The sequence below is a fragment of the Kitasatospora sp. NPDC088160 genome (assembly GCF_044741445.1).
Lineage (GTDB): Bacteria > Actinomycetota > Actinomycetes > Streptomycetales > Streptomycetaceae > Kitasatospora.
Genome location: NZ_JBIUSS010000005.1, coordinates 282,650 through 303,623 on the forward strand (window position 1 = coordinate 282,650; position 20,974 = coordinate 303,623).

Here is a 20,974-nt window from a genome sequence, read left to right on the forward strand (position 1 = left end):
AAGTAATGAAGATCATCCTCACGCACGAGGTGCCGGGTCTCGGCTCCGCCGGCGAGGTCGTCGAGGTCAAGGACGGCTACGCCCGCAACTACCTGGTTCCGCGTGGCTACGCCATCCGCTGGACCAAGGGCGGCCAGAAGGACGTCGACGCGATCCGTCGCGCCCGCAAGATCCACGAGATCCAGACCCTTGAGGCCGCCAACGAGGTCAAGGGCAAGCTCGAGGGCGTCCAGGTCAAGCTGGCCGTTCGCTCGGGCGACGCCGGCCGTCTGTTCGGTTCGGTGACCCAGGCCGACGTCGTGGAGGCCATCAAGGCCGCCGGCGGCCCGGCCGTGGACAAGCGCGCCGTCGCGATCGCCTCGCCGATCAAGACCGTGGGCACCCACAAGGTCTCGGTCAAGCTGCACGCCGACGTCCAGGCCAACCTCGACGTCGCCGTCGTCGCTGCCTGAGTTCCGTAGCAGTGGCCTGAGGGCCGGACTCCTCCGGGAGTCCGGCCCTCGGTCGTGTTCCGGCGCGTTCGGTGCTGGAGCATTCGCTGCCGGCGCCCTCGGCCCCGGCGCCGTCAGCCCCGGACGGCCCCGGTGACCAGCCAGCGGCCGCCGCGCGCCCGCCCGACCAGGAAGGCCGCGCGGACCAGCATGAACAGGTTCATCGCCCACCACAGTCCGGCCAGCCCGGTGCCGGTGGCCGGCACCGCGATCGCCGCCGGGGTGAACACCGCCAGGGTCGCGATCGCCGCCCAGGCCAGGTAGGGGCCGTCCCCGGCGCCCATCAGCACCCCGTCCAGCACGAAGACCAGGCCGGCGACCGGCTGGCTGAGCGCGAGCAGCAGCAGGGCGGTGTCCAACTGCCCCTGCACCGCCGGATCGGGCGTGAACAGCGGGACGTACAGCGGGCGGGCGGCCACCACCAGCAGTCCCAGCAGCACGCCCGAGCCGATGCCCCACTCGACCATCCGGCGGGTGGCGGCCCTGGCGCCCGGGACGTCCTCGGCGCCCAGGTAGCGGCCGATGATCGCCTGGCCGGCGATCGCGATGGCGTCCAGGGCGAAGGCCAGGAAGCTGAACAGCGTCATGGTGATCTGGTGCGCGGCCACCTGGTCGTCGCCCAGCCGGGCGGCCACCGCAGTGGCGATCATCAGCACCGCGCGCAGGCTGACCGTCCGGACCAGCAGCGGACCGCCCGCCCTCGCACTGGCCCGGATGCCGGCCGCGTCCGGCCGCAGCGAGGCGTGCTCGCGCCGCGCCCCGCGCACCACCACGACCAGGTAGACGGCGGCCATCCCGGTCTGCGCGAGCACGGTGCCCCAGGCCGAGCCGGCCACCCCGAGCCCGGCGCCGTACACCAGGCCGGCGTTCAGGCCGATGTTGGCGGTGAAGCCCGCGATCGCCACCAGCAGCGGCGTGCGGGTGTCCTGGAGGCCGCGCAGCACGCCGGTGGCGGCCATCACCATGAGCATCGCGGGGATGCCCAGGGCGCTGATCCGCAGGTACGTCACGGCGTAGGGGGCGGCGGTCTCCGAGGCCCCCAGGACGTCGGCCGCCCAGGGGGCCAGCAGCACGGTGAGCAGCACCACCGGGACGGCCAGGCCGAGGGCGAGCCAGATGCCGTCGACGCCCTGCTGGACGGCGCCGCGGCGGTCCCCGGCACCGATCCGGCGGGCCACCGCCGCGGTGGTGGCGTAGGCGAGGAAGACGAACACGCCGGTCGCGGTGGACAGTGCGGCGGCGGCGACGCCGACCCCGGCCAGCTGCGGGGTGCCGAGGTGGCCGACGATCGCCGAGTCGGCCATCAGGAACAGTGGTTCGGCGACCAGCGCGCCGAAGGCCGGGACGGCCAGTGCGAGGATCTCCCGGTCGTGCCGGCGTCTGGAGGGGGTCGGGGCTGCGGGAGGGGCGGTCATGGGCTCCAGGCTACTCATCCACAGGTAATGACTGCTAGTGGCAGTTGGCCATTACTCGAATTCTTGAGCGAGGCGCTCGGCCCGCTTCGCGCCCGCGGGCGTCCGGCTGCGTGTGAAGAATTTCTCATGCACAGGCCCGGTAAGAGGTAATACCTGGTCAACAGGTTGACGGTGGACAGATGGTCTGGTTATCCACAGGGCCTTCCACAGGGGCGTCCACAGCTTTGCGGCACTTCTCCACAGCCCAGGGCCGCTCGTCCACACCCCCTGTGGATAACCGCCTTGGCTGAACGGCTCCCGGCGCCTTAGCGTGGGCCCTCCGCCCGACACTCCCGCCCGCCCCGGCGTCCGATTTGTCGGTGCCGTGGCGTACAAAGAGGAGCGGCTCCGCTCCACCCAGCCACCGGCAAGGCCCGCTCCAACTCGCACCACTCGCTGATCGGGGAACACGCGTGACCGGCCCCCAGTACGACGACCACGACGCCCCGCCGCCGGAGGAGGACTGGCAGCCCGCCGAGGACCCCTTCCCGGCCGGCGCCTTCGACGACGCGTCCTTCCCCGACGGGCCCGGCGACCGGCTCCCGGTCTCCCGCAGCCGCTCCGGCCAGGGCGGCGGCCGGGAGGGCAACCGGGACGGCGGCGGTCGCGAGGGCGGCTTCCAGAAGGGCGGCAAGGGCGGCCGGAGCGGCTCCCAGCGCGACGGTTCGCAGAGCGGTGGCGGCGGCTGGCAGCGCCGCGACGACGAGGGCCAGGGCGGCGTGGACGGCTTCGAGCGCGTTCCCCCGCAGGACCTCGCGGCCGAGCAGTCCGTCCTCGGCGGCATGCTGCTCTCCAAGGACGCCATCGCCGACGTGGTCGAGGTGCTCAAGCCGGCCGACTACTACCGGCCCGCGCACGAGATGGTCCACGGTGCGATCCTCGACCTGTACGCCCGCGGCGAGCCGGCCGACCCGATCACCGTGGCCGGCGAGCTCACCAAGCGTGGCGAGCTCCAGCGCGTCGGCGGCGCCTCCTACCTGCACACCCTGGTCAACTCCGTCCCGACCGCCGCCAACGCCGAGTACTACGCCCAGATCGTCCACGAGCGCGCCGTCCTGCGCCGTCTGGTCGAGGCCGGCACCCGGATCGCCGGCATGGGCTACGCGGCCGAGGGCGACGTCGACGAGATCGTCAACGCCGCCCAGGCGGAGATCTACGCCGTCACCGAGCAGCGCACCAACGAGGACTACGCGCCGCTCGCCGACATCATGGAGGGCGCCCTCGACGAGATCGAGGCGATCGGCTCCCGCAACGGCCAGATGTCCGGCGTCCCGACCGGCTTCGCCGACTTCGACGCGCTCACCAACGGCCTCCACCCCGGCCAGATGATCGTCATCGCGGCCCGCCCCGCGATGGGCAAGTCGACCCTGGCGCTGGACTTCGCCCGCGCCTGCTCGATCCAGAACAAGCTGCCGAGCGTGATCTTCTCGCTCGAAATGGGCCGCAACGAGATCGCCATGCGCCTGCTGTCCGCCGAGGCCCGGGTCGCGCTGCACCACATGCGCTCCGGGAACATGACGGACGACGACTGGACCCGCGTCGCCCGCCGGATGCCCGACGTCAGCGAGGCACCGCTGTTCATCGACGACTCCCCGAACCTGTCGATGATGGAGATCCGGGCCAAGTGCCGCCGGCTCAAGCAGCGCAACGACATCAAGCTGGTCGTCATCGACTACCTCCAGCTGATGCAGTCCGGCGGCTCCCGCCGGGCGGAGAACCGCCAGCAGGAGGTCTCCGACATGTCGCGAAACCTGAAGCTGCTGGCCAAGGAGCTGGAAGTCCCGGTCATCGCGCTCTCCCAGCTGAACCGTGGCCCCGAGCAGCGCACCGACAAGCGGCCGATGGTCTCCGACCTGCGCGAGTCCGGCTCGATCGAGCAGGACGCCGACATGGTCATCCTGCTCCACCGTGAGGACGCCTACGAGAAGGAGTCCCCGCGCGCCGGTGAGGCCGACCTGATCGTCGCCAAGCACCGTAACGGCCCCACCGCCACCATCACGGTGGCCTTCCAGGGCCACTACTCGCGCTTCGTCGACATGACCCGGGACTAGGAGCGGCCGGGGGGCATCGGGGGGCCTCGTCCGACCGTCACCGAGGCGAACGCATCAGTGTGATGAGCTACTGTCCGTGCGGTGAAAACGATACGACAGCTGTCCGCCCGCCGGGCCGGGGGAAGCAAGCAGGCTCGGGTGGGCGGGTCGGCCAGTCGGCTGGGCTGGCTCGACGCGCTTCGCGGCGTGGCCGCCCTGGTGGTGGCGCTCCACCACTTCGACGTCCTGAAGATGCTGCCGGACGGGGTGGCGTCCTTCATCTGGTGGCACGCGGACCTGGGCCTCTACGGCGTCATGCTGTTCTTCCTGGTCAGCGGTTACATCATCCCGGCCTCGCTGGAGCGCCGCGGGGACGTGCGGGCGTTCTGGATCGGACGGATCTTCCGGCTCTGGCCGCCGGTGATCATCGGTATCACGGTGGCGCTGGCCATCATCCCGAAGGGCGACGGCTCGGTCGCGCTCTTCGCCACCGATCACGACCTGATCTACGTGGCCGCCAACTCGACCATGCTGCAGGACTTCATGGGCGTCTGGAACGGCCTGGGCGTCATGTGGACCCTCAGCTACGAGATGGTCTTCTACTACATGGTCACCGCGCTCTTCACGGTCGGCCAGCACCGCCGCAGCGGCCCGATCGCGGTCGGCTTCGCCGGCGTGGCGCTGCTCTTCGGCACCTCCATCGCCTCCCACACGCTGACCAGCGACATCACCTCGACCCGCAACCTGGTCTGGGGCTCCGTCCTGATCGTGCTGTTCGGCTTCGCCTGCGTGCTGAGCGGCCGGCCGAACCTGACCCGGGTCGGGGCGATCACGCTCGGTCTGCTGGGCTTCGTGCTGATGTACAACAACAGCCGGGCCCCGATGTTCGAGACCCTGATGATCTTCGCGACGATGTTCGCGGGCACCGCGATCTACCGGGCCGAGAACCGCCAGATCGACCGCCTCCAGGCGATCCTGTGCTGCGGCTTCGTGGTCGTCGCGGGGGTGGCCGTCGCCTGGATGTACAACCGTGACGGCATGGAGCAGAACACCTGGACGGCCGGCTGGATGGCCTGGGCCGGCTCCTACCTCGGGGCCTGGATCACGTTCGGCATCGGCATGGCGCTGCGCAAGCGCCGCTTCCCGAAGCCGCTCACCTGGCTCGGCGGGATCAGCTTCTCGCTCTACCTGCTGCACGTCCCGCTGGTGCACACCATCCAGCCGCTGCTGCACGTGCCCAAGGTGCCGCCGACGACCGGCGGCAAGCTGATCTGGACGGCCGAGTACCTCGTCGTGATCATGCTGGCGAGCTGGGTGATGTACCGGCTGGTGGAGCTGCCCGTGCAGAAGCTGGGCCGCAAGGTGGCCAAGGCGGTCGAGCGCCGCTGGCCGGGCGGTGCCCCGCAGCCGGCGGTCGCCGCGTCGATCGGGGTGCCCGCGACCGGCGAGGCCGCCGGGGCTGTTCCGGCTCAGTCCGGGGAGAAGGGCCAGGGCGGGGGCCAGGATCAGGAACAGGTGCCGGTCGAGGTCGGAGCCGGCGGCCCGGGGCAACGGGTCGGCTGACCGCCGCACGGACACACCGAGGGCTCGCCTCCCACTGGGGAGGCGAGCCCTCGGCGCGTGGCCCCCGGGCGCCGTCAGACGGTGACGGTGGCGCGGAAGAGGGTCGTGGCGGTGCCGGACAGCCGGGTGGGGGTGCCGGTGGCGGGGAGGAAGGCCGACCGGCCGCGGGCGAGGTCCAGGGTGCTGCCGTCGGCGGCGGTGAGCCGGGCGGTGCCCTCGGTGCAGAGCAGGATCTGCGGGGCGCGGCCGTCGATCTCGCGGTCCCGGCCGTCCAGGACGAAGCGGGAGAGCCGGAACTCGTCGATCGGGACGGGGTAGAGCTCCTCGCCGGCGGTGCCGTCGACCGGGCGGGGGTGCAGCAGCTCGGGGGCGCCGGCCTCGAAGACCAGGACCTTCAGCAGCTCGGGCAGGTCGATGTGCTTGGGGGTGAGGCCGGCCCGCAGCACGTTGTCGGAGTTGGCCTGGAGTTCGACGCAGGCACCCGCCAGGTAGGCGTGCGGCACGCCGGCGTCCAGGTAGAGCGCCTCGCCGGCCCGGAGCCGGAAGTGGTTGAGCAGCAGGGCGGCGATCAGGCCGCGGTCCTCCGGGAAGTCCTCGGCGATCCGGGCGTACGGCCCGTAGTCGCCGGCCGGGTCGGTGCGGGCCAGGGCCTCGGCCGTCTCCCGGACGGTCTCCTCGGCGGCCTTCCCGTCCATGGTGAGGATGGCGGCCAGCGTGCCGCGCAGCGCCTCGGCCTCGTCCTCGACGGCCAGCAGGTCGATCAGCGGGCCGAGCCCGGGCACCGCGAGCCCGGCCATCAGCCCGGCCGCCTCGGCGGGCCGCCGGAAGCCGCAGAGCCCCTCGAAGGCGCCCAGCGCGCAGACCATCTCGGGCTTGTGGTTGGCGTCGCGGTAGCTCCGCTCGGGGGCGTCCAGCGGGACGCCGAGGGCGTTCTCGGCGGCGAACCCGGCGCGGGCCTGCGCGATCGTGGGGTGGGCCTGGATGGACAGCGGGATGCCCGCGGTCAGGATCTTGAACAGGAACGGCAGGGTCGGACCGAACCTGGCGACGGTCGCGGCGCCGAGCTCGCCCTCGGGGTCGGCCGCGATCAGCTCGTCCAGCCGGCGGGGCCCCTCGCCCCGGTCGGCCCGGGAAGGGTCGCCGGGGTGGGCGCCCATCCACAGCTCGGCCTGCGGTTCGCCGGTCGGCTCCTGCCCGAGCAGTTCGGGCAGGGCGGTCAGCGACCCCCAGGCGTACGGGCGGACGGTGTTGATGAGCCTGTCCATGCGCGCGGTCCTACTCCTTCGCTGGGTGGCGGGTGTGCCGGATCGTCGGGGCAACGGGCCCGGCGGTGCGGGGGGCCGGGCACGGGCAAGGTCATCGACCCTAGCCGACCGGTGTCGCCCGCGAGGAAACGACGGGTACCGGAGGGGAGTGCCCTGGCCGGACCGGTGGTTCCCGGGCGCGGTAGTAGGATGCCAGGACGCAGTAGTCTCCGCCCTGCACAGCAGTTTCCACCGTGGTCACCCCGTCGGCGGGCTGCCGGCGGAGCCGCGTTCCAGAGTGCGGGCGATGGTGTTCTGACACTCCCCGCCATCGGCCGAGAGGTTTGTACGTGACCGTGAACCAGCAGAGTTTTGCTGATCTCGGCAGGGTCCTGGTGATCATTCCGACCTACAACGAGGCGGAGAACGTCGAGCGGATCGTCGGCCGGGTGCGGGCGGCGGTCCCCGAGGCCCACGTGCTGGTCGCCGACGACAACAGCCCCGACGGCACCGGCGAACTGGCCGACAAGCTGTCCGCCGAGGACCCGAACGTGCACGTCATGCACCGCAAGGGCAAGGAGGGCCTGGGCGCCGCCTACCTCGCGGGCTTCCGCTGGGGCATCGACCACGGCTACGACGTCCTGGTCGAGATGGACGCGGACGGCTCGCACCAGCCCGAGGAGCTGGACCGGCTGCTGGGCGCGCTGCGCGGCGCCGACCTGGTGCTGGGCTCGCGCTGGGTGCCGGGCGGCCGGGTGGTGAACTGGCCGAAGTCGCGCCTGCTGCTCTCCCGCGGTGGCTCGACCTACTCGCGGCTGGCGCTGGGCGTGCCGATCCGGGACGTCACCGGCGGCTACCGGGCGTTCCGCAAGGAGACCCTGCTGGGTCTGGGCATGGACGAGGTGGCCTCGGCCGGGTACTGCTTCCAGGTCGACCTGGCCTGGCGCACGGTGAAGGCCGGGTTCAAGGTGGCCGAGGTGCCGATCACCTTCGTCGAGCGCGAGCTGGGCGCGTCCAAGATGAGCCGCAACATCGTGGTCGAGGCGCTGTGGCGGGTGACCGCCTGGGGCGTCTCCGACCGGCTGGCCCGCCTGCGCGGCGCGGTCAAGCGCTGACCTCCACGACGTAACCGCCCGGGGCCCGTCCGTCGTCACGACGGACGGGCCCCGGGCGGTTACGTGCCCTGGGGCAGGCCGCCCACAACGCCGAGGCGCCGGCCGTTTGAACCGCGGTGTGACCTGAGCCGGAAGGCGCGCCCCGCCGGGCGCGCCTTCCGCGCAATCCGACACCGGTACTCCCATGCTGTAGGGCGCAGGAAGTCCGACCGCCGACCAGAGGGAGCAGCCAGTGACGTCGTCCCCGCCCGAGGAGGGCGCCGGCGCGGAGCGCACGGCCGCCGAGGCCGCCGCCCCGGACCCCGAGCGGCCCGCCCGCCCGCTGGAGATCGCCGTCTTCACCGGCCCCGAATCGGCCTTCTTCGCCACCTCCACCCTGATCCTCGGCGAGCGGACCGCGATCCTGGTCGACGCCCAGCTCACCCGCAGCGCCGGCCGCGAACTCGCCGAATGGGTCGCCGGCAAGGGCCGCCGACTGCTCGCCATCGTCGTCACCCACCACCACCCCGACCACTACTTCGGCGCCGAGGAGGTGCTGAGGCTCTTCCCCGACGCCCGGCTGCTGGCCGCGCCCGCCGTGGTCGACGGCATCCGGCGCACCGCCGCCGCCAAGGTCGCCCAGTGGAAGCCGGTCTACGGCGACGACATCCCGGACCACCCGCTGATCCCCGCCCCGCTGCTGCCGCAGCCGCTCATGCTCGACCGCCAGGTCATCCCCGTGCTGCTGCTCGGCCAGGCCGACTGCGGCGACTCGACGGTCGTCCACGTGCCGAGCATCCGGACGGTGATCGCCGGGGACTTCGCCTACAACGGCACCCACGTCTGGACCGCCGACACCACCCCGGCCCAGCGCACCACCTGGGGCCACAACCTCGGCCGGATCGCCGACCTCGGCGTGGACCGGGTCATCGCCGGCCACCGCGCCCCCGACCAGGGCGACGACGCCGCCCGGGTGCTCGCCTTCACCGGCGAGTACCTCCAGGACTTCGACCGGCTGCTGGCCGAGCACCCGCACGACCCGGAGGCACTGGTCACCGCGATGAACGAGCGGTACGGGGAGCTGACGCTGCCGGCCATCCTGGAACTGGGTGCCGCCGCCAACACCGCCCGGGCGGCGCGAGGGGGCGAGATCGTCGAGGCGGAGATCGTCGAGGACGACATCATCGAGGCGGAGATCGTCGAGGACGAGCTCGTCGAGGAGCCCGAGGAGTCCACGGAGTCCCCGGAGCGCGGGACGGGCGGAGCCGAGTAGGGCGGATACTGGCCGCATGACGCCCTACGACGTGATCGTCCCGGCCGGCGGGGGCGCCCGTCGCCTCGGCGGGGCCGACAAACCCGGGCTGACCGTGGGCGAGACCACCCTGCTCGACCGGGTGCTCGCGGCCTGCGCGGGCGCCCGCACCACCGTCGTGGTCGGCCCCGGCCGGCCGACCGCGCGCACCGGCGTCCGCTGGACCAGGGAGCAGCCGCCGGGCGGTGGGCCGGTCGCCGCCGTCGCCGCCGGACTCGACCTGGTCACCGCGCCGACCGTGCTGCTGCTCGCCGCCGACCTGCCGTTCCTGGACCGGCGGACCGTCGACCGGCTGGTCACCGCCCTCGCCGAGGCAGGCCCGGCCGTCGACGCCGCCGTCCTGGTCGACGCCGGCGGGCGCGACCAGCCGCTCGCCGCCGCCTACCGCACCGCCCCGCTGCGCACCGCGCTGGCCGCCCTCGGCGATCCGGCCGGTCTCCCGCTGCGCCGCCTCACCGGCGGTCTCGCCCGGCAGTTGGTGGCCGACACCGACAACGTCGCCTACGACTGCGACACCTGGGAGGACCTCGAACAGGCCCGGGAGCGCGACCGGTCGTAGGGGCGCCCTCCGGGTCCGTGTTCACGGCCCGCGCGGGTGTCCGTGCGGGAAACGACGCGCGCCGCACACGGGGCGAACACTCCGGGGAAACCGCCGATCAGGCAGCATGGGCGCATGGAGCGCACGCTGGAAGACTGGATCGCCGAGGTCAGGGCCGACCTGGGCATCGACCTGGACGTCGACGTCCGGGGACTGCTCGACCTCGCCCGGGTGGTGGCGCACGGGGTGGCCCGCCCGGCCGCGCCGCTGACCGCCTTTCTGATCGGCTACGCGGCCGCCCAGCAGGGCGGCGGGCCGGAGGCCGTGGCCGAGGCCGCCCGGCGGACCGCCGCGCTCGCCGAGCGCTGGAGCGCCGACGCCGGGCCGGGCGAGCCGTGAGCGCCGTCGGCCAGACCACCGTGGCCGCCCCGCCGACCGGCCCCGGCGTGCTGAGCTGGGCGCAGGCCCGCGAGGCCGCCCGCCGGGCCGGGCTGCGTCCGCTGCCGGCGGTCGGGCTGCCGCTCGCCGAGGCGCTCGGCCGCACCCTCGCCGAGCCGCTCACCGCGCTGACCGACCTGCCCGCCTTCGACACCTCCGCGATGGACGGCTGGGCGGTCGCCGGGCCGGGCCCCTGGCGGGTCGCCGGGCGGGTGCTGGCCGGCCGGGCCGCGTCCGCGCCGCTGGCCGACGGCGCCGCCGTCGAGATCGCCACCGGCGCCCAACTGCCGCCCGGCGCCACCGCCGTCCTGCGCCGTGAGCACGGCCGCGCGGACGGCACGCTGCTGTACGACTGCGGCCACCAATCGCTGACCACCGGTCAGGACGTCCGTCCGCGCGGCCAGGAGTGCCGCCGCGGCGAGGCGTTGCTGCCCGGTGGCGCCCTGGTCGGCCCGGCCGTGCTCGGCCTGGCCGCCGCCTGCGGTCACGACCGGCTCGCCGTGCGCCGTCGCCCCGTGGTCGAACTGCTCGTCCTCGGCGATGAGTTGCTCGCCTCGGGCGTCCCAGGTCCGGGCCTGGTCCGGGACGCGCTCGGGCCGCTGCTGCCGCCCTGGCTGCGGGCGGCCGGTGCCGAGGTGGCCGAAGTGCGGTCCGTCCGGGACGACTTCGGGCTGCTCCGGGACGCGCTGCGGCACTCCACCGCCGACATCGTGGTCACCACCGGCGGAACGGCGGCCGGCCCGGTCGACTTCCTGCACCGGGCCCTCGCCGAGGCCGGGGCCCGGCTGCTGGTGGACGGCGTGGCCGTCCGCCCCGGACACCCGATGCTGCTGGCCGAACTCCCGTCGGCCGCATGCCCGTCGGCCGGCCCCGCCCGGAGCGGGCTTCCGGGCGGGGACCCAGCCGGGCTTCCGGGTGGGCTTCCGGGTGGGCTTCCGGGCGGGCGGCACCTGGTGGGCCTGCCCGGCAACCCGCTGGCCGCCGTCGCCGGGACGGTCACCCTCGCCCTGCCGCTGCTGCACGCCCGCAGCGGGCGGTCCGCCGTCACCCCGGCCCTCGCACCCACCGCCGTCGGCCTGCCCGGGCACCCGGTGGACACCCGGCTGCTGCCCGTCCGGCACACCGCCGACGGCGTCGTCCCGCTCGCCTTCGACGGGCCCGCGATGCTGCGCGGCCTCGCCCGGGCCGAGGCGCTGGCCGTGGTCCCGCCCGGCGGCGCGGCGGCCGGCGAACCCGTCGAACTGCTGGAGGCGCCGTGAACGGGCCCACCGGGGCGTGCGCGCCCCACGACAGCGGGGAGGTGGCCGCATGAGCAGGCTGCGGGGTGCGCCCGCCCCGGGGACCGAGCCGTGGTCGGACGCCGGGATCGTGCTGCCCGCCCGGCGGAGCGCGCCGGCCCTCCGGCAGGTCGGCTCCCGGCTGCTGCTGGCGCTCGCCGTCCTGGTCGCCACGACGCTGATCGTCTACGTCGACCGGGACGGTTACAACGACAACGCGGGCGACGGGGTCAGCTTCCTGGACGCGGCGTACTACGCCACCGTGACGCTGTCCACCACCGGGTACGGCGACATCACCCCGTACAGCGACGGCGCCCGGCTCACCAACATCTTCGTGATCACCCCGCTGCGCGTGGTGTTCCTGATCATCCTGGTCGGGACCACGCTGGAGGTGCTCACCGAACGAACCCGCCAGCAGTGGCGGTTGAACCGCTGGAGGTCCACCGTGCGCGAGCACACCGTCGTCATCGGGTACGGCACCAAGGGCCGCAGCGCCGTCGACACCCTGCTCGGGCAGGGCGTGAAGAAGGACGAGATCGTCGTCGTCGACCCGCAGCGCAAGGTGATCGACCAGGCCGCCCGGCACGGGCTGGTCGGCGTGGTCGGCGACGCCACCCGCACCGACACGCTGCTGCGGGCCGAGGTGCCCACCGCCGCCCGGGTCGTGGTCGCGCCGGAACGGGACGACACCGCCGTCCTGGTCACGCTGACGGCGCGCCAGCTGAACAAGGGCGCCACCGTGGTCGCGGCCGTCCGGGAGGACGAGAACGCCCCGCTGCTGCGGCAGAGCGGCGCCGACGTCGTCGTGACCAGCTCCAGTTCGGCCGGGCGGCTGCTCGGCCTGTCGATGCTCAGCCCGCACGCCGGCGCGGTGATGGAGGACCTGCTCACCTACGGCAACGGCCTGGACGTGGTCGAGCGCCCCGTCACCCGGGCCGAGGCCGGGCACAGCCCGCGCGCGTGCGAGGACCTGGTGGTCGCGGTGGTCCGCGGCCGGCGGGTGCTCAACTACACCGAGCCCGAGGCCGCCGTGCTCCAGCTCACCGACCGGGTGATCGTGATCAAGTCGACCGGCTGACGCGGGCCTTGCCCGCTCCTCGCCATGACGCGCAGTAGGTTCGGGGCATGCATGCGATGACGATTCCCGTACCCGGTGGTCCCGAGGCACTCGTGTGGGCGGAGGTGCCCGACCCGGTGCCCGGCGAGGGCGAGGTCCTGGTCGAGGTGGCGGCCACCGCCGTCAACCGCGCCGACCTGCTCCAGCGGCAGGGCAACTACAACCCGCCGCCCGGCGCCTCGCCCTACCCCGGGCTGGAGTGCGCCGGGCGGATCGTCGCCCTCGGCCCGGGCGTGTCCGGCTGGGCGGTCGGCGACGAGGTGTGCGCGCTGCTGTCCGGCGGCGGGTACGCGCAGCTCGTCGCGGTGCCGACCGGGCAGCTGCTGCCGCTGCCCAAGGGCCTGGGCTTCGAGGAGGCCGCCGCGCTGCCCGAGGTCGCCTGCACGGTGTGGTCCAACGTGTTCCTCACCGCCCACCTGCGGCCCGGCGAGACGGTGCTGCTGCACGGCGGCGCGAGCGGCATCGGGACCATGGCGATCCAGCTGGCCAAGGCGGTGGGCGCGCGGGTCGCGGTGACCGCGGGCAGCGCCGGGAAGCTGGCCCGGTGCGTCGAACTCGGTGCCGACATCGCGATCGACTACCGCGAGCAGGACTTCGTCGAGGTGCTCAAGGAGGCCACCGGCGGGGCCGGGGTGGACGTGATCCTGGACATCATGGGCGCCAAGTACCTGCAGCGGAACGTGGACGCGCTGGCCGTCAACGGGCGGCTGGTGATCATCGGGCTGCAGGGCGGCGTGAAGGGCGAGCTCGACCTCAACGCGCTGCTGCGCAAGCGCGCCGCGGTGATCGCCACCAATCTGCGCGGGCGCCCGTTGGCGGAGAAGGCGGCGATCGTGGCGGCGGTGCGCGAGCACGTGTGGCCGCTGGTGGAGTCCGGGGTGGTGAAGCCGGTGATCGACCGGGTGCTGCCGCTGACCGACGCCGGCGACGGGCACCGGGTGCTGGAGGCGGGGGAGCAGGTCGGCAAGGTCGTGCTGCGGGCCTGATCCTGGTCCGAGGGCCTGCGGCCCGAGGCGGGACGTCCGAAATGCCCTGATCGTCGGATTGTGTGAGGCTGGTTCGGAGCTGTCCCGCCGCCGACCCCGCCGCGCGCGGTCGGCCGTCGGAAGGACCTCCGACCGTGGCCGCACCAACGCACCTCCTCGGGCCGCTGCCCGCCGCGCCGCACCACCGTCGTACCCGCCGTACCCGCCGTACCGGCCCGGGCCGGGCCCAGCGACTGATCGCGGCGGCCGTGCTCGGGCTCACGCTCCCGCTGGCCGCCGCTTCGGCGGCCGCCGCCGTCGGGCCGGCGGCGGCGTCGCCGTCCCCGTTCACCGCTGAGCCCGCCGCCGTGGGCAGGCCGGAGCCAGCGGCCGTTCCGGCGGTCGGGCCGCCGCGGCACCCGCGCCCCGGCCGGGGCGACGGGGTCTACCGGCGCTGGGCGGTGTGGGCGCCCGAGCGCGCCGACAGCGCCCCGGAGCGGGCGCCGGAGCGGGCTCCCGAGCAGAACCCCGAGCAGAACCCTGCGCAGGTTCCCGAGCAGAACCCCGACCAGGTTCCTGACCGGAGCACCGGGCAGGCCGGTGCGGGGGACCAGCCCGAGGCCGACCAGGGCACCCCGGACGCGGCGGCTCCCGGCGCCGACGCCGCACCGGACGCCGCCACCGCGGCCGCCCAAGCCGTCGCCGCCGCCGTCCCCGCCGTCCTGCCCGCCCGCTGGCGGGACGCCTCGACCGTCCAGTTCCCGCTGGGCGCGGGGCTGGGGTTGATCGGCTGCGGCCTGGGGTTGATCGGGTTGCGGCTGCGCCGGGGGTGAGCCGCGGGGTGGGGGCGGCGGCGGGGTAGGTTCCGTGAGGGGTGTGTGCACGCCCCAGGGGGGCCGGGGCGGGCCGGGAGCTGAGTATCCGTACGGATTCCGGGGCGGCGCCCGGGGGCGTACCGTCGTCAGCGGTGGCTCAGGACGGCGGTTGTACGGGGGCTTCCGCCCGACCAACCCCAGTGAGAGAGAATGTTGTTCATGACGAATCCGATGAACGAGCGCTCGTTTCAGCAGCCATTCCAGGCCGCGGGCGGGCAGTCGCAGGACGGCCAGAAGGTGCTGATCGTCGGACCGGACGGGCTGCCCGTGGGCCAGGGGTTCGCCGGCTCGGCGGGGGACGAGGACGAGGGCGACCTGCCGCGGGAGCTCCCGGTGACCGAGATGGTCGAGCAGCCCGCGAAGGTCATGCGCATCGGCAGCATGATCAAGCAGCTGCTGGAGGAGGTCCGGGCGGCGCCCCTCGACGAGGCCAGCCGGGCCCGGCTGAAGGACATCCACGCCAGCTCGATCAAGGAGCTGGAGCTCGGTCTGGCCCCCGAGCTGGTCGCCGAGCTGGAACGGCTGTCGCTGCCCTTCACCGAGGACAGCATTCCGACCGAGGCGGAGCTGCGGATCGCCCAGGCCCAGCTGGTCGGCTGGCTGGAGGGCCTGTTCCACGGGATCCAGACCGCGCTGTTCGCCCAGCAGATGGCGGCGCGGGCCCAGCTGGAGCAGATGCGGCGGGCGCTGCCGCCCGGTCTGCACGGCGGCGAGCCGGACGAGGACGAGCCGGGCCAGGGCCGCGGCATCCGCTCCGGCCCGTACCTGTAACGGGCCGCCGACACCGGACGTACCACGACGGTCCGCCCCGGGCCGGGGCGCCGCCGGAGGGCGCCCCGGCGGTCCGGGGGCAGGACCGGCCCTGGACCGATCACCGTCGGCGTCAGCCGGTACCCTGACCCCTGTCGCAGGCCGGTCGCACCGCCGCGGCAGGGGTCCGCCAGGCCCGCGGGCCCGGCCCACCACGCACGGACGAGACCGAACGTCACGGTCGCGGCGCCACGGCCGCGCCGAGGGGGAGCAGAGGACCATGAGCGAGCACGGCAACGCGGCGGTCGGGGGCTCCTCCCTGGGCAACGGCCGCTATGTGCTGCAGCGGCTGCTGGGCGAGGGCGGCATGGCCTCGGTGCACCTCGCGTACGACAGCGTGCTGGACCGGCAGGTCGCGCTGAAGAGCATGCACAACGAGCTGGGCCGGGACGCCTCGTTCAAGGAGCGGTTCCGCCGCGAGGCGCAGGCGGTGGCCCGGCTGGAGCACCCGAACATCGTCACGGTGTACGACAGCGGCGAGGACGTCGCGCCGGACGGCTCCAGCACCCCGTACATCGTCATGCAGCTGGTCGACGGCAAGGGCCTGCGCGAGGCGATCAACGAGGCGGTCGCCCAGTACGGCGCGATGCCGACCGAGGAGGCCCTGCGGGTCGTCGTCGGCGTGCTGAACGCGCTGGAGGCCTCGCACGACATGTCCCTGGTGCACCGCGACATCAAGCCCGGCAACGTCATGTTCGATCGCAAGGGCAACGTCAAGGTCATGGACTTCGGCATCGCCCGGGCGCTGGAACCGGGCGCCACGTCGATGACGCAGACCGGCATGGTGGTCGGCACCCCGCAGTACCTGTCGCCCGAGCAGGCGCTCGGCAAGCCGGTGGACGCCCGCTCCGACCTCTACTCGGTCGGCGTGATGCTCTTCGAGATGCTCACCGGGCAGCTGGTCTTCGACGGCGACTCGGCGTTCTCGATCGCCTACAAGCACGTCCAGGAGGAGCCGCCGGCGCCGTCCACCCTCAACCGGTCGGTCACCCCGGCGGTGGACGCCTTCGTCGCCCAGGCGCTGCGCAAGGACCCGGCGCACCGGTTCCAGAGCGCGGCGGCGATGCGGGACGAGGCGGAGCGGCTGATCGCGGCCGCGAAGGGCGGCGGCAGCGGGCACCCGTTGCAGGCCAGTACGCCGCTGGTGATCAACGAGGGCCCGCGCTCGGTGCACGCGGCGCCGCAGACCCCGCAGACCCCGCACCCCCAGTACCTCCAGCAGTCTCCGCAGCAGCCTCCGCCGCCGCAGCAGCCGCAGTACCGGACCCCGCCGCCGGCCTTCCAGCCGCCGCGTCCACAGGGGCCGCAGACCCCGCACCCCCAGTACCTCCAGCAGCCTCCGCCGCCGCAGCAGCCGCAGTACCGGACCCCGCCGCCGGCCTTCCAGCCGCCGCGTCCACAAGGGCCGCACACGCCGCACCCCCAGTACCTCCAGCAGGCCCCGCCGCAGCGGGCGCACACCCCGCCGCCGCAGCCGATGCCGCCGTACCAGCAGCCGAAGGCGCCCAGCGGCGGCGGCTGCTCGACGGCCGCGGTCGTCATCGTGATCATCGTCGGCGTGCTCGTGCTGGCCGGCATCATCATCGCGATCGTGGTCAACAAGGCGCAGGACAACAAGTCGAAGACCAAGACCGGGCACACCACCGGTGAGCGGCCCGCAGTGGTGCTGGTGGTTGACCTTCCGGTCGACCGGAATGGCCTGCTCTGACGCTTTCCGGCCGGTTCGGGCGTGCCACGGGCCCGCGCCGGAGGCGGTAGCGTTCGGGGATACGAAGCGACAGGGCACCGCGATCCGAGCGAACGCCCGGGGCGAGGAGCGATGGCACAGACGCAGCAGCCGGATGACGGAACGGGTGCCGGAGCTGACGGCCGGACCGGCGGGACGCCGAGGATGCCCGGACCCGGCAGCGACGCCGCGACCAGCGCGTTTCCCCCGGTCGGGCCCGGCGGCCCGCAGACCCCCGGCCGCGGTACGGCCGCGCCGCTGGGCACGGTCGGCGACGGCCGCTACCGGCTGACCTACCGGCTCGGCCGCGGCGGCATGGCCGAGGTGTTCGCGGCCGAGGACGTACGGCTGGGACGGACGGTCGCGGTCAAGCTGCTCCGCGGCGAGCTGGCCCAGGACGACATCGCCCGGCTGCGGTTCACCCGCGAGGCACACGCCGTCGCGGGGCTCAACCACCACTCGATCGTCGCGGTCTACGACACCGGCGAGGAGTACGCCGGGGACGAGTCCACGCCGTACATCGTGATGGAGCTGGTCGAGGGCCGGACCGTCCGCGAGCTGCTGGTGGACGAGGACGCGCCGCCGGTCGACCAGGCACTGATCATCATCGCCGGGGTGCTGGAGGCGCTGGCGTACAGCCACCGCAACGGCATCGTCCACCGGGACATCAAGCCCGCCAACGTGATCATCACGACCGCGGGCGCCGTCAAGGTGATGGACTTCGGTATCGCCCGGGCGCTGACCGGCACGGCCAGCACCATGACCCAGACCGGCATGGTCATGGGCACCCCGCAGTACCTCTCGCCCGAGCAGGCCCTCGGCAAGCCCGTCGACCACCGCTCCGACCTGTACGCGGCCGGCTGCATGCTGTACGAACTGCTGGCGCTGCGCCCGCCGTTCACCGGCGACACCCCGCTCTCGGTGGTCTACCAGCACGTCCAGGACATGCCGGTGCCGCCCTCGCAGGCCAACGGCCGGGTGCCGGTCGGGCTGGACCAGCTGGTGCTGCGCTCGCTGGCCAAGAACCCGGACGACCGCTTCCAGGACGCCGACGAGTTCCGCGCGCACGTCCAGCACGCGCTGCGCGAGATGCACGGCGCGGGCGGCGCGGGCTGGGCCGGCACCACGGCCGGGCTGGCCGCTGCGGGGCAGGGGAACACCGACGCCACCCAGGTGATCCGGCCCGACCAGACCGCGGCCACCGCGGCCTTCGGCGCGATCGGCCCCGGCGACCAGACCTCGGTGCTGCCCTACCAGGGGATGGGGGGCCCGGGCGGCCCGCACACCCCGTCGACGCCCTACCCGGGGGCCGGCGGCCCCTACGGCGGCGGTGGCGGCGACGACGACGGCGGCTCCGGCCGCCGGCGCGGGCCGTGGGCCTGGGTGGCCGGCGCCGCGGCCGTGCTGCTCGCGGCCGGGGTCGGCATGGCGTTCGCGTTCAGCGGCAACGAACCCGGGAACTCGCACACCGTGCCGCCGACGCCGCTCCCGGCGGTCAGCACGACCGAGCCCAGCACGCCGCCCCAGAGCGGCTCGCAGAGCCCGCCCGCGTCCAACACCGGCAGCCGGCGCCCGACGCAGCCGACCGAGAACGGCAGCAACGGCGGCGGCTACAACAACGGCGGCAGCGGCGGCAACAACAACGGCAACAACAACGGCAACAACAACATGTCGCCGTCGCCGGGTTCGGGCAAGCACTCGACGCCCGCGTCGCCCAGCCAGACCCCCAGCCACACGCAGCCGCCCACCACGGCGCCCGGCACGCCCAGCACGGCGCCGACCACCCCGAGCACGGGAAGCGGCGGCAGCACGGGGGCGGCCACGCAGCCGCCGGCGACCAAGTCGAACCCGCCGGCGACCCAGCCGCCCGCGACCCAGCCGCCGGCGACGCCCTGATCGGGCCGCGCTGACACCGGTCAGTTGGCGAAGGCGTCCAGGACCTGTTCGTACTCCTGGCACCACCACGTCAACTGGCCGGCCGAGGCGGGGTAGAGCGGGTCGGCCCGGTGGTCGGCCCGCTGGTAGCGCCACTGGAGCATCCAGAAGTCGTTCAGCCGCTCCCACCAGACCCGGTGGACGGCGGCGGCCAGGTGTTCGGCGGTGGCGGCTCCGGTGGCCCGGTAGGACTGCGAGTAGTGGCGGACCCGCACCAGGTCGAGGGTGCCGGACGCCCGGTCGTTGAAGAGCAACGTGGCGGCGCGGACGGCCTCCTCGGCGCGCGGCTGTGGGCCGAGCTTGTCCCAGTCCAGGACGGCCGCGACCGGGCCGCCGTCGGGGCCGTCGCCGTACAGCAGGTTGAGTCCGTGGAAGTCGCCGTGGGTCCAGCCGGTGGGCGGGGCGGTCTGCGGGGCGGGGCGGCGGTGGGCGTGTTCGGCGAGCAGTTCCAGCCTTTCGGTGAGCCTCCGTTCGACCAGCGCGTCCAGGTCGCCGTACGGGCGGTGGGCGCGGGCGTGGCGCCGCAGGTCGCGGGCGAGGTCGGCGCTGTCGAGGGGGTCGGCGGTGCGGTAGCCGGGGGGCTGTTCGAAGGGGGCGCACACGTCGTCGAGCGCGCCGTGCAGTCGGCCGAGCAGCGCGCCGAGCGCGTCGCACTGCGGCGGGGAGAGGTCGGTACCGTGCCGGTGTCGGCCATCCACCCAGGGGAACAGCGCGAACAGCCGGCCGCCGTAGCCGGCCACCGTGCCGGCTCGTTCGGCGCAGGTCAGCGGGGGTGCGACGGGCAGTCCGAGGGCCTGGAGCCCGGCCATCGCCCGGTGGTGGGCGACGATCTTCGGGCGGCTGGCGGTGGCGGCGTCGACGTAGCACTTCAGGAAGTACGCGCCGGTCTCGGTGGTGACCCGGTACCCGCGGTTCAGCAGGCCTTCGGCGACCGGTTCGGCGGTCAGCAGTCCCCCCACCCGATAGCGGCCCAGGACCTCGGCGAGTGCGGCGCGCGGGACGGGCGGACTGAGGGTCCCTATCGGCGGCGCGGAGAGGTCGGGGCGGGCCGGGGAACAGGAGAGGGTCTGGCTGAAAGTCACAGCCAGAGGTTAGGGCCCCCGTGCGGGGGCCCTTGACAAGTCGTCAGTTCTGTGATTGCTGTTCTGATCAGTGCTGCTGGTCCGCCTGGTGCCGCGCCACGAAGGCCGCCGCCTGGGTGCGTCGCTCCATTCCCATCTTGGCGAGCAGACTGGAGACGTAGTTCTTCACCGTCTTCTCGGCCAGATGCAACTCGTTGCCGATCTGACGGTTGGTCATCCCCTCGCCGATCAGATCGAGGATCCGGCGCTCCTGCTTGGTGAGTTGCGCCAGCCGCTCGTCCTCCTTCTCGCCGCCGTCGCGCAGCCGGGCCAGCACCCGGCTGGTGGCGACCTGGTCGAGCAGCGACTTGCCGGCCGCGACGTCCCGGACGGCGGTGATCAGGTCGGTGCCGCGGATCGCCTTCAGGACGTAGCCGGACGCGCCCGCCATGATCGAGTCGAACAGCGCCTCGTCGTCCGAGAACGAGGTCAGCATCAGGCACTTGATCTCCGGCAGCCGGGACCGGATCTCCCGGCAGACCTCGACCCCGTTGCCGTCCGGCAGCCGGACGTCGAGCACCGCGACGTCGGGGTGGACCGCCGGGATCCGGGTGAGCGCCTCGGCGGCGGTGCCGGCCTCGCCGACCACCTCGATGTCGTCCTCGACCGAGAGCAGGTCGTGCACGCCCCGCCGGACAACCTCGTGATCGTCGAGCAGGAAAACCCTGATTTGTCCGTTATCAGTCACGTCCAAAGCCTCCCATATCACCGTACGGAAGACCTATCGTCCCTGGTGCCGCAGTCAGGCGGTCCGGCCGGGGCGGTCCGAAACCGATACCGAGAACCCCCTTACGTACGGGCTCGCGCCCGGATAACGTGCGCTGGTGTCCTGAAGGCGCCCGAATTGAGAGCTGCGTCACGCGGTCCGTCACCCCCACCCTTCCGACGGCGCGCTGCCCGCGGCACCCTCGGGGTTGTAAGCCCTGAACAAGTAGGACGTCCTAGCGCAAGCGCGCCAAGGGCGGACGCTGGGTAACGTTCTCG

At 73.8% G+C, this 20,974-nt stretch carries 16 protein-coding genes and 2 pseudogenes; 14 read left to right on the forward strand and 4 right to left on the reverse strand.

Translation table 11 applies throughout. The features are described from left to right. Nucleotides 1-5 precede the first annotated feature (5 nt). The gene (gene rplI, locus ACIOGZ_RS10060; RefSeq protein ID WP_063348488.1) at nt 6-452 is read left to right on the forward strand and encodes a 50S ribosomal protein L9; all 447 of its coding nucleotides are present in this window, start codon (nt 6-8) and stop codon (nt 450-452) included. Nucleotides 453-565: 113 nt separating this feature from the next. On the opposite strand, the gene ACIOGZ_RS10065 is transcribed toward rplI, so the two are convergent. Continuing rightward, nucleotides 566-1,906, reverse strand: coding sequence for an MATE family efflux transporter (locus ACIOGZ_RS10065; RefSeq protein WP_363579856.1), 1,341 nt, complete (start codon nt 1,904-1,906; stop codon nt 566-568). Nucleotides 1,907-2,358: 452 nt separating this feature from the next. Between ACIOGZ_RS10065 and dnaB the strand changes: the two genes are divergently transcribed. Continuing rightward, nucleotides 2,359-3,996, forward strand: coding sequence for a replicative DNA helicase (dnaB, locus tag ACIOGZ_RS10070; RefSeq protein WP_363579855.1), 1,638 nt, complete (start codon nt 2,359-2,361; stop codon nt 3,994-3,996). A gap of 81 nt (nt 3,997-4,077) precedes the next feature. Further along, nucleotides 4,078-5,538 (forward strand): acyltransferase family protein, encoded by a 1,461-nt coding sequence (locus ACIOGZ_RS10075; protein ID WP_400985528.1) that lies wholly within the window; start codon nt 4,078-4,080, stop codon nt 5,536-5,538. A gap of 74 nt (nt 5,539-5,612) precedes the next feature. Here the strand turns inward: ACIOGZ_RS10075 and manA are convergent, their stop codons facing one another. Beyond that, nucleotides 5,613-6,803, reverse strand: a complete 1,191-nt coding sequence (gene manA / locus ACIOGZ_RS10080) for a mannose-6-phosphate isomerase, class I (protein WP_363579853.1) — start codon at nt 6,801-6,803, stop codon at nt 5,613-5,615. A gap of 329 nt (nt 6,804-7,132) precedes the next feature. On the opposite strand from manA, the gene ACIOGZ_RS10085 reads away from it, so the two are divergent. The 11 genes and pseudogenes from ACIOGZ_RS10085 (at nt 7,133) to ACIOGZ_RS10135 (ending at nt 18,830) form a co-directional block, all read left to right on the forward strand. Beyond that, nucleotides 7,133-7,897 (forward strand): polyprenol monophosphomannose synthase, encoded by a 765-nt coding sequence (locus tag ACIOGZ_RS10085; protein WP_363579852.1) that lies wholly within the window; start codon nt 7,133-7,135, stop codon nt 7,895-7,897. A gap of 232 nt (nt 7,898-8,129) precedes the next feature. After that, nucleotides 8,130-9,149 (forward strand): MBL fold metallo-hydrolase, encoded by a 1,020-nt coding sequence (locus ACIOGZ_RS10090; RefSeq protein WP_363627895.1) that lies wholly within the window; start codon nt 8,130-8,132, stop codon nt 9,147-9,149. Between the two features lie 16 nt (nt 9,150-9,165). Then, nucleotides 9,166-9,735 (forward strand): annotated as a pseudogene (locus ACIOGZ_RS10095) (molybdenum cofactor guanylyltransferase); the annotation flags it as partial. Between the two features lie 108 nt (nt 9,736-9,843). Then, nucleotides 9,844-10,125 (forward strand): annotated as a pseudogene (locus tag ACIOGZ_RS10100) (DUF6457 domain-containing protein); the annotation flags it as partial. Continuing rightward, nucleotides 10,122-11,423, forward strand: coding sequence for a molybdopterin molybdotransferase MoeA (locus ACIOGZ_RS10105; protein WP_400985531.1), 1,302 nt, complete (start codon nt 10,122-10,124; stop codon nt 11,421-11,423). The pseudogene ACIOGZ_RS10100 and the gene ACIOGZ_RS10105, both read left to right, overlap by 4 nt. Before the next feature lie 49 nt (nt 11,424-11,472). Further along, nucleotides 11,473-12,519, forward strand: coding sequence for a potassium channel family protein (locus tag ACIOGZ_RS10110; RefSeq protein ID WP_363619419.1), 1,047 nt, complete (start codon nt 11,473-11,475; stop codon nt 12,517-12,519). Nucleotides 12,520-12,566: 47 nt separating this feature from the next. Beyond that, nucleotides 12,567-13,544, forward strand: coding sequence for an NAD(P)H-quinone oxidoreductase (locus ACIOGZ_RS10115; RefSeq protein WP_363579848.1), 978 nt, complete (start codon nt 12,567-12,569; stop codon nt 13,542-13,544). A 134-nt stretch (nt 13,545-13,678) separates the two neighbouring features. Next, a complete protein-coding gene (locus ACIOGZ_RS10120; protein ID WP_363579847.1) occupies nt 13,679-14,356 on the forward strand; it encodes a hypothetical protein in 678 nt (225 codons plus the stop codon). A 201-nt stretch (nt 14,357-14,557) separates the two neighbouring features. Next, complete coding sequence (locus tag ACIOGZ_RS10125) at nt 14,558-15,169, forward strand: bacterial proteasome activator family protein (protein ID WP_350876669.1); 612 nt, start codon at nt 14,558-14,560, stop codon at nt 15,167-15,169. Between the two features lie 259 nt (nt 15,170-15,428). After that, nucleotides 15,429-16,916 carry a protein kinase domain-containing protein gene (locus ACIOGZ_RS10130; RefSeq protein WP_363627892.1) on the forward strand — a complete coding sequence of 496 codons (1,488 nt, stop codon included), beginning with the start codon at nt 15,429-15,431 and terminating at the stop codon, nt 16,914-16,916. 183 nt (nt 16,917-17,099) lie between these two features. Beyond that, nucleotides 17,100-18,830, forward strand: coding sequence for a protein kinase domain-containing protein (locus ACIOGZ_RS10135; RefSeq protein WP_363579845.1), 1,731 nt, complete (start codon nt 17,100-17,102; stop codon nt 18,828-18,830). A gap of 20 nt (nt 18,831-18,850) precedes the next feature. On the opposite strand, the gene ACIOGZ_RS10140 is transcribed toward ACIOGZ_RS10135, so the two are convergent. Both ACIOGZ_RS10140 and ACIOGZ_RS10145 read right to left on the reverse strand, forming a co-directional pair. After that, nucleotides 18,851-19,951: a phosphotransferase gene (locus ACIOGZ_RS10140; protein ID WP_363579844.1), complete on the reverse strand. Its 1,101-nt coding sequence runs from the start codon at nt 19,949-19,951 to the stop codon at nt 18,851-18,853. A 67-nt stretch (nt 19,952-20,018) separates the two neighbouring features. Next, complete coding sequence (locus ACIOGZ_RS10145) at nt 20,019-20,678, reverse strand: response regulator transcription factor (protein ID WP_350876661.1); 660 nt, start codon at nt 20,676-20,678, stop codon at nt 20,019-20,021. Nucleotides 20,679-20,974 lie beyond the last annotated feature (296 nt).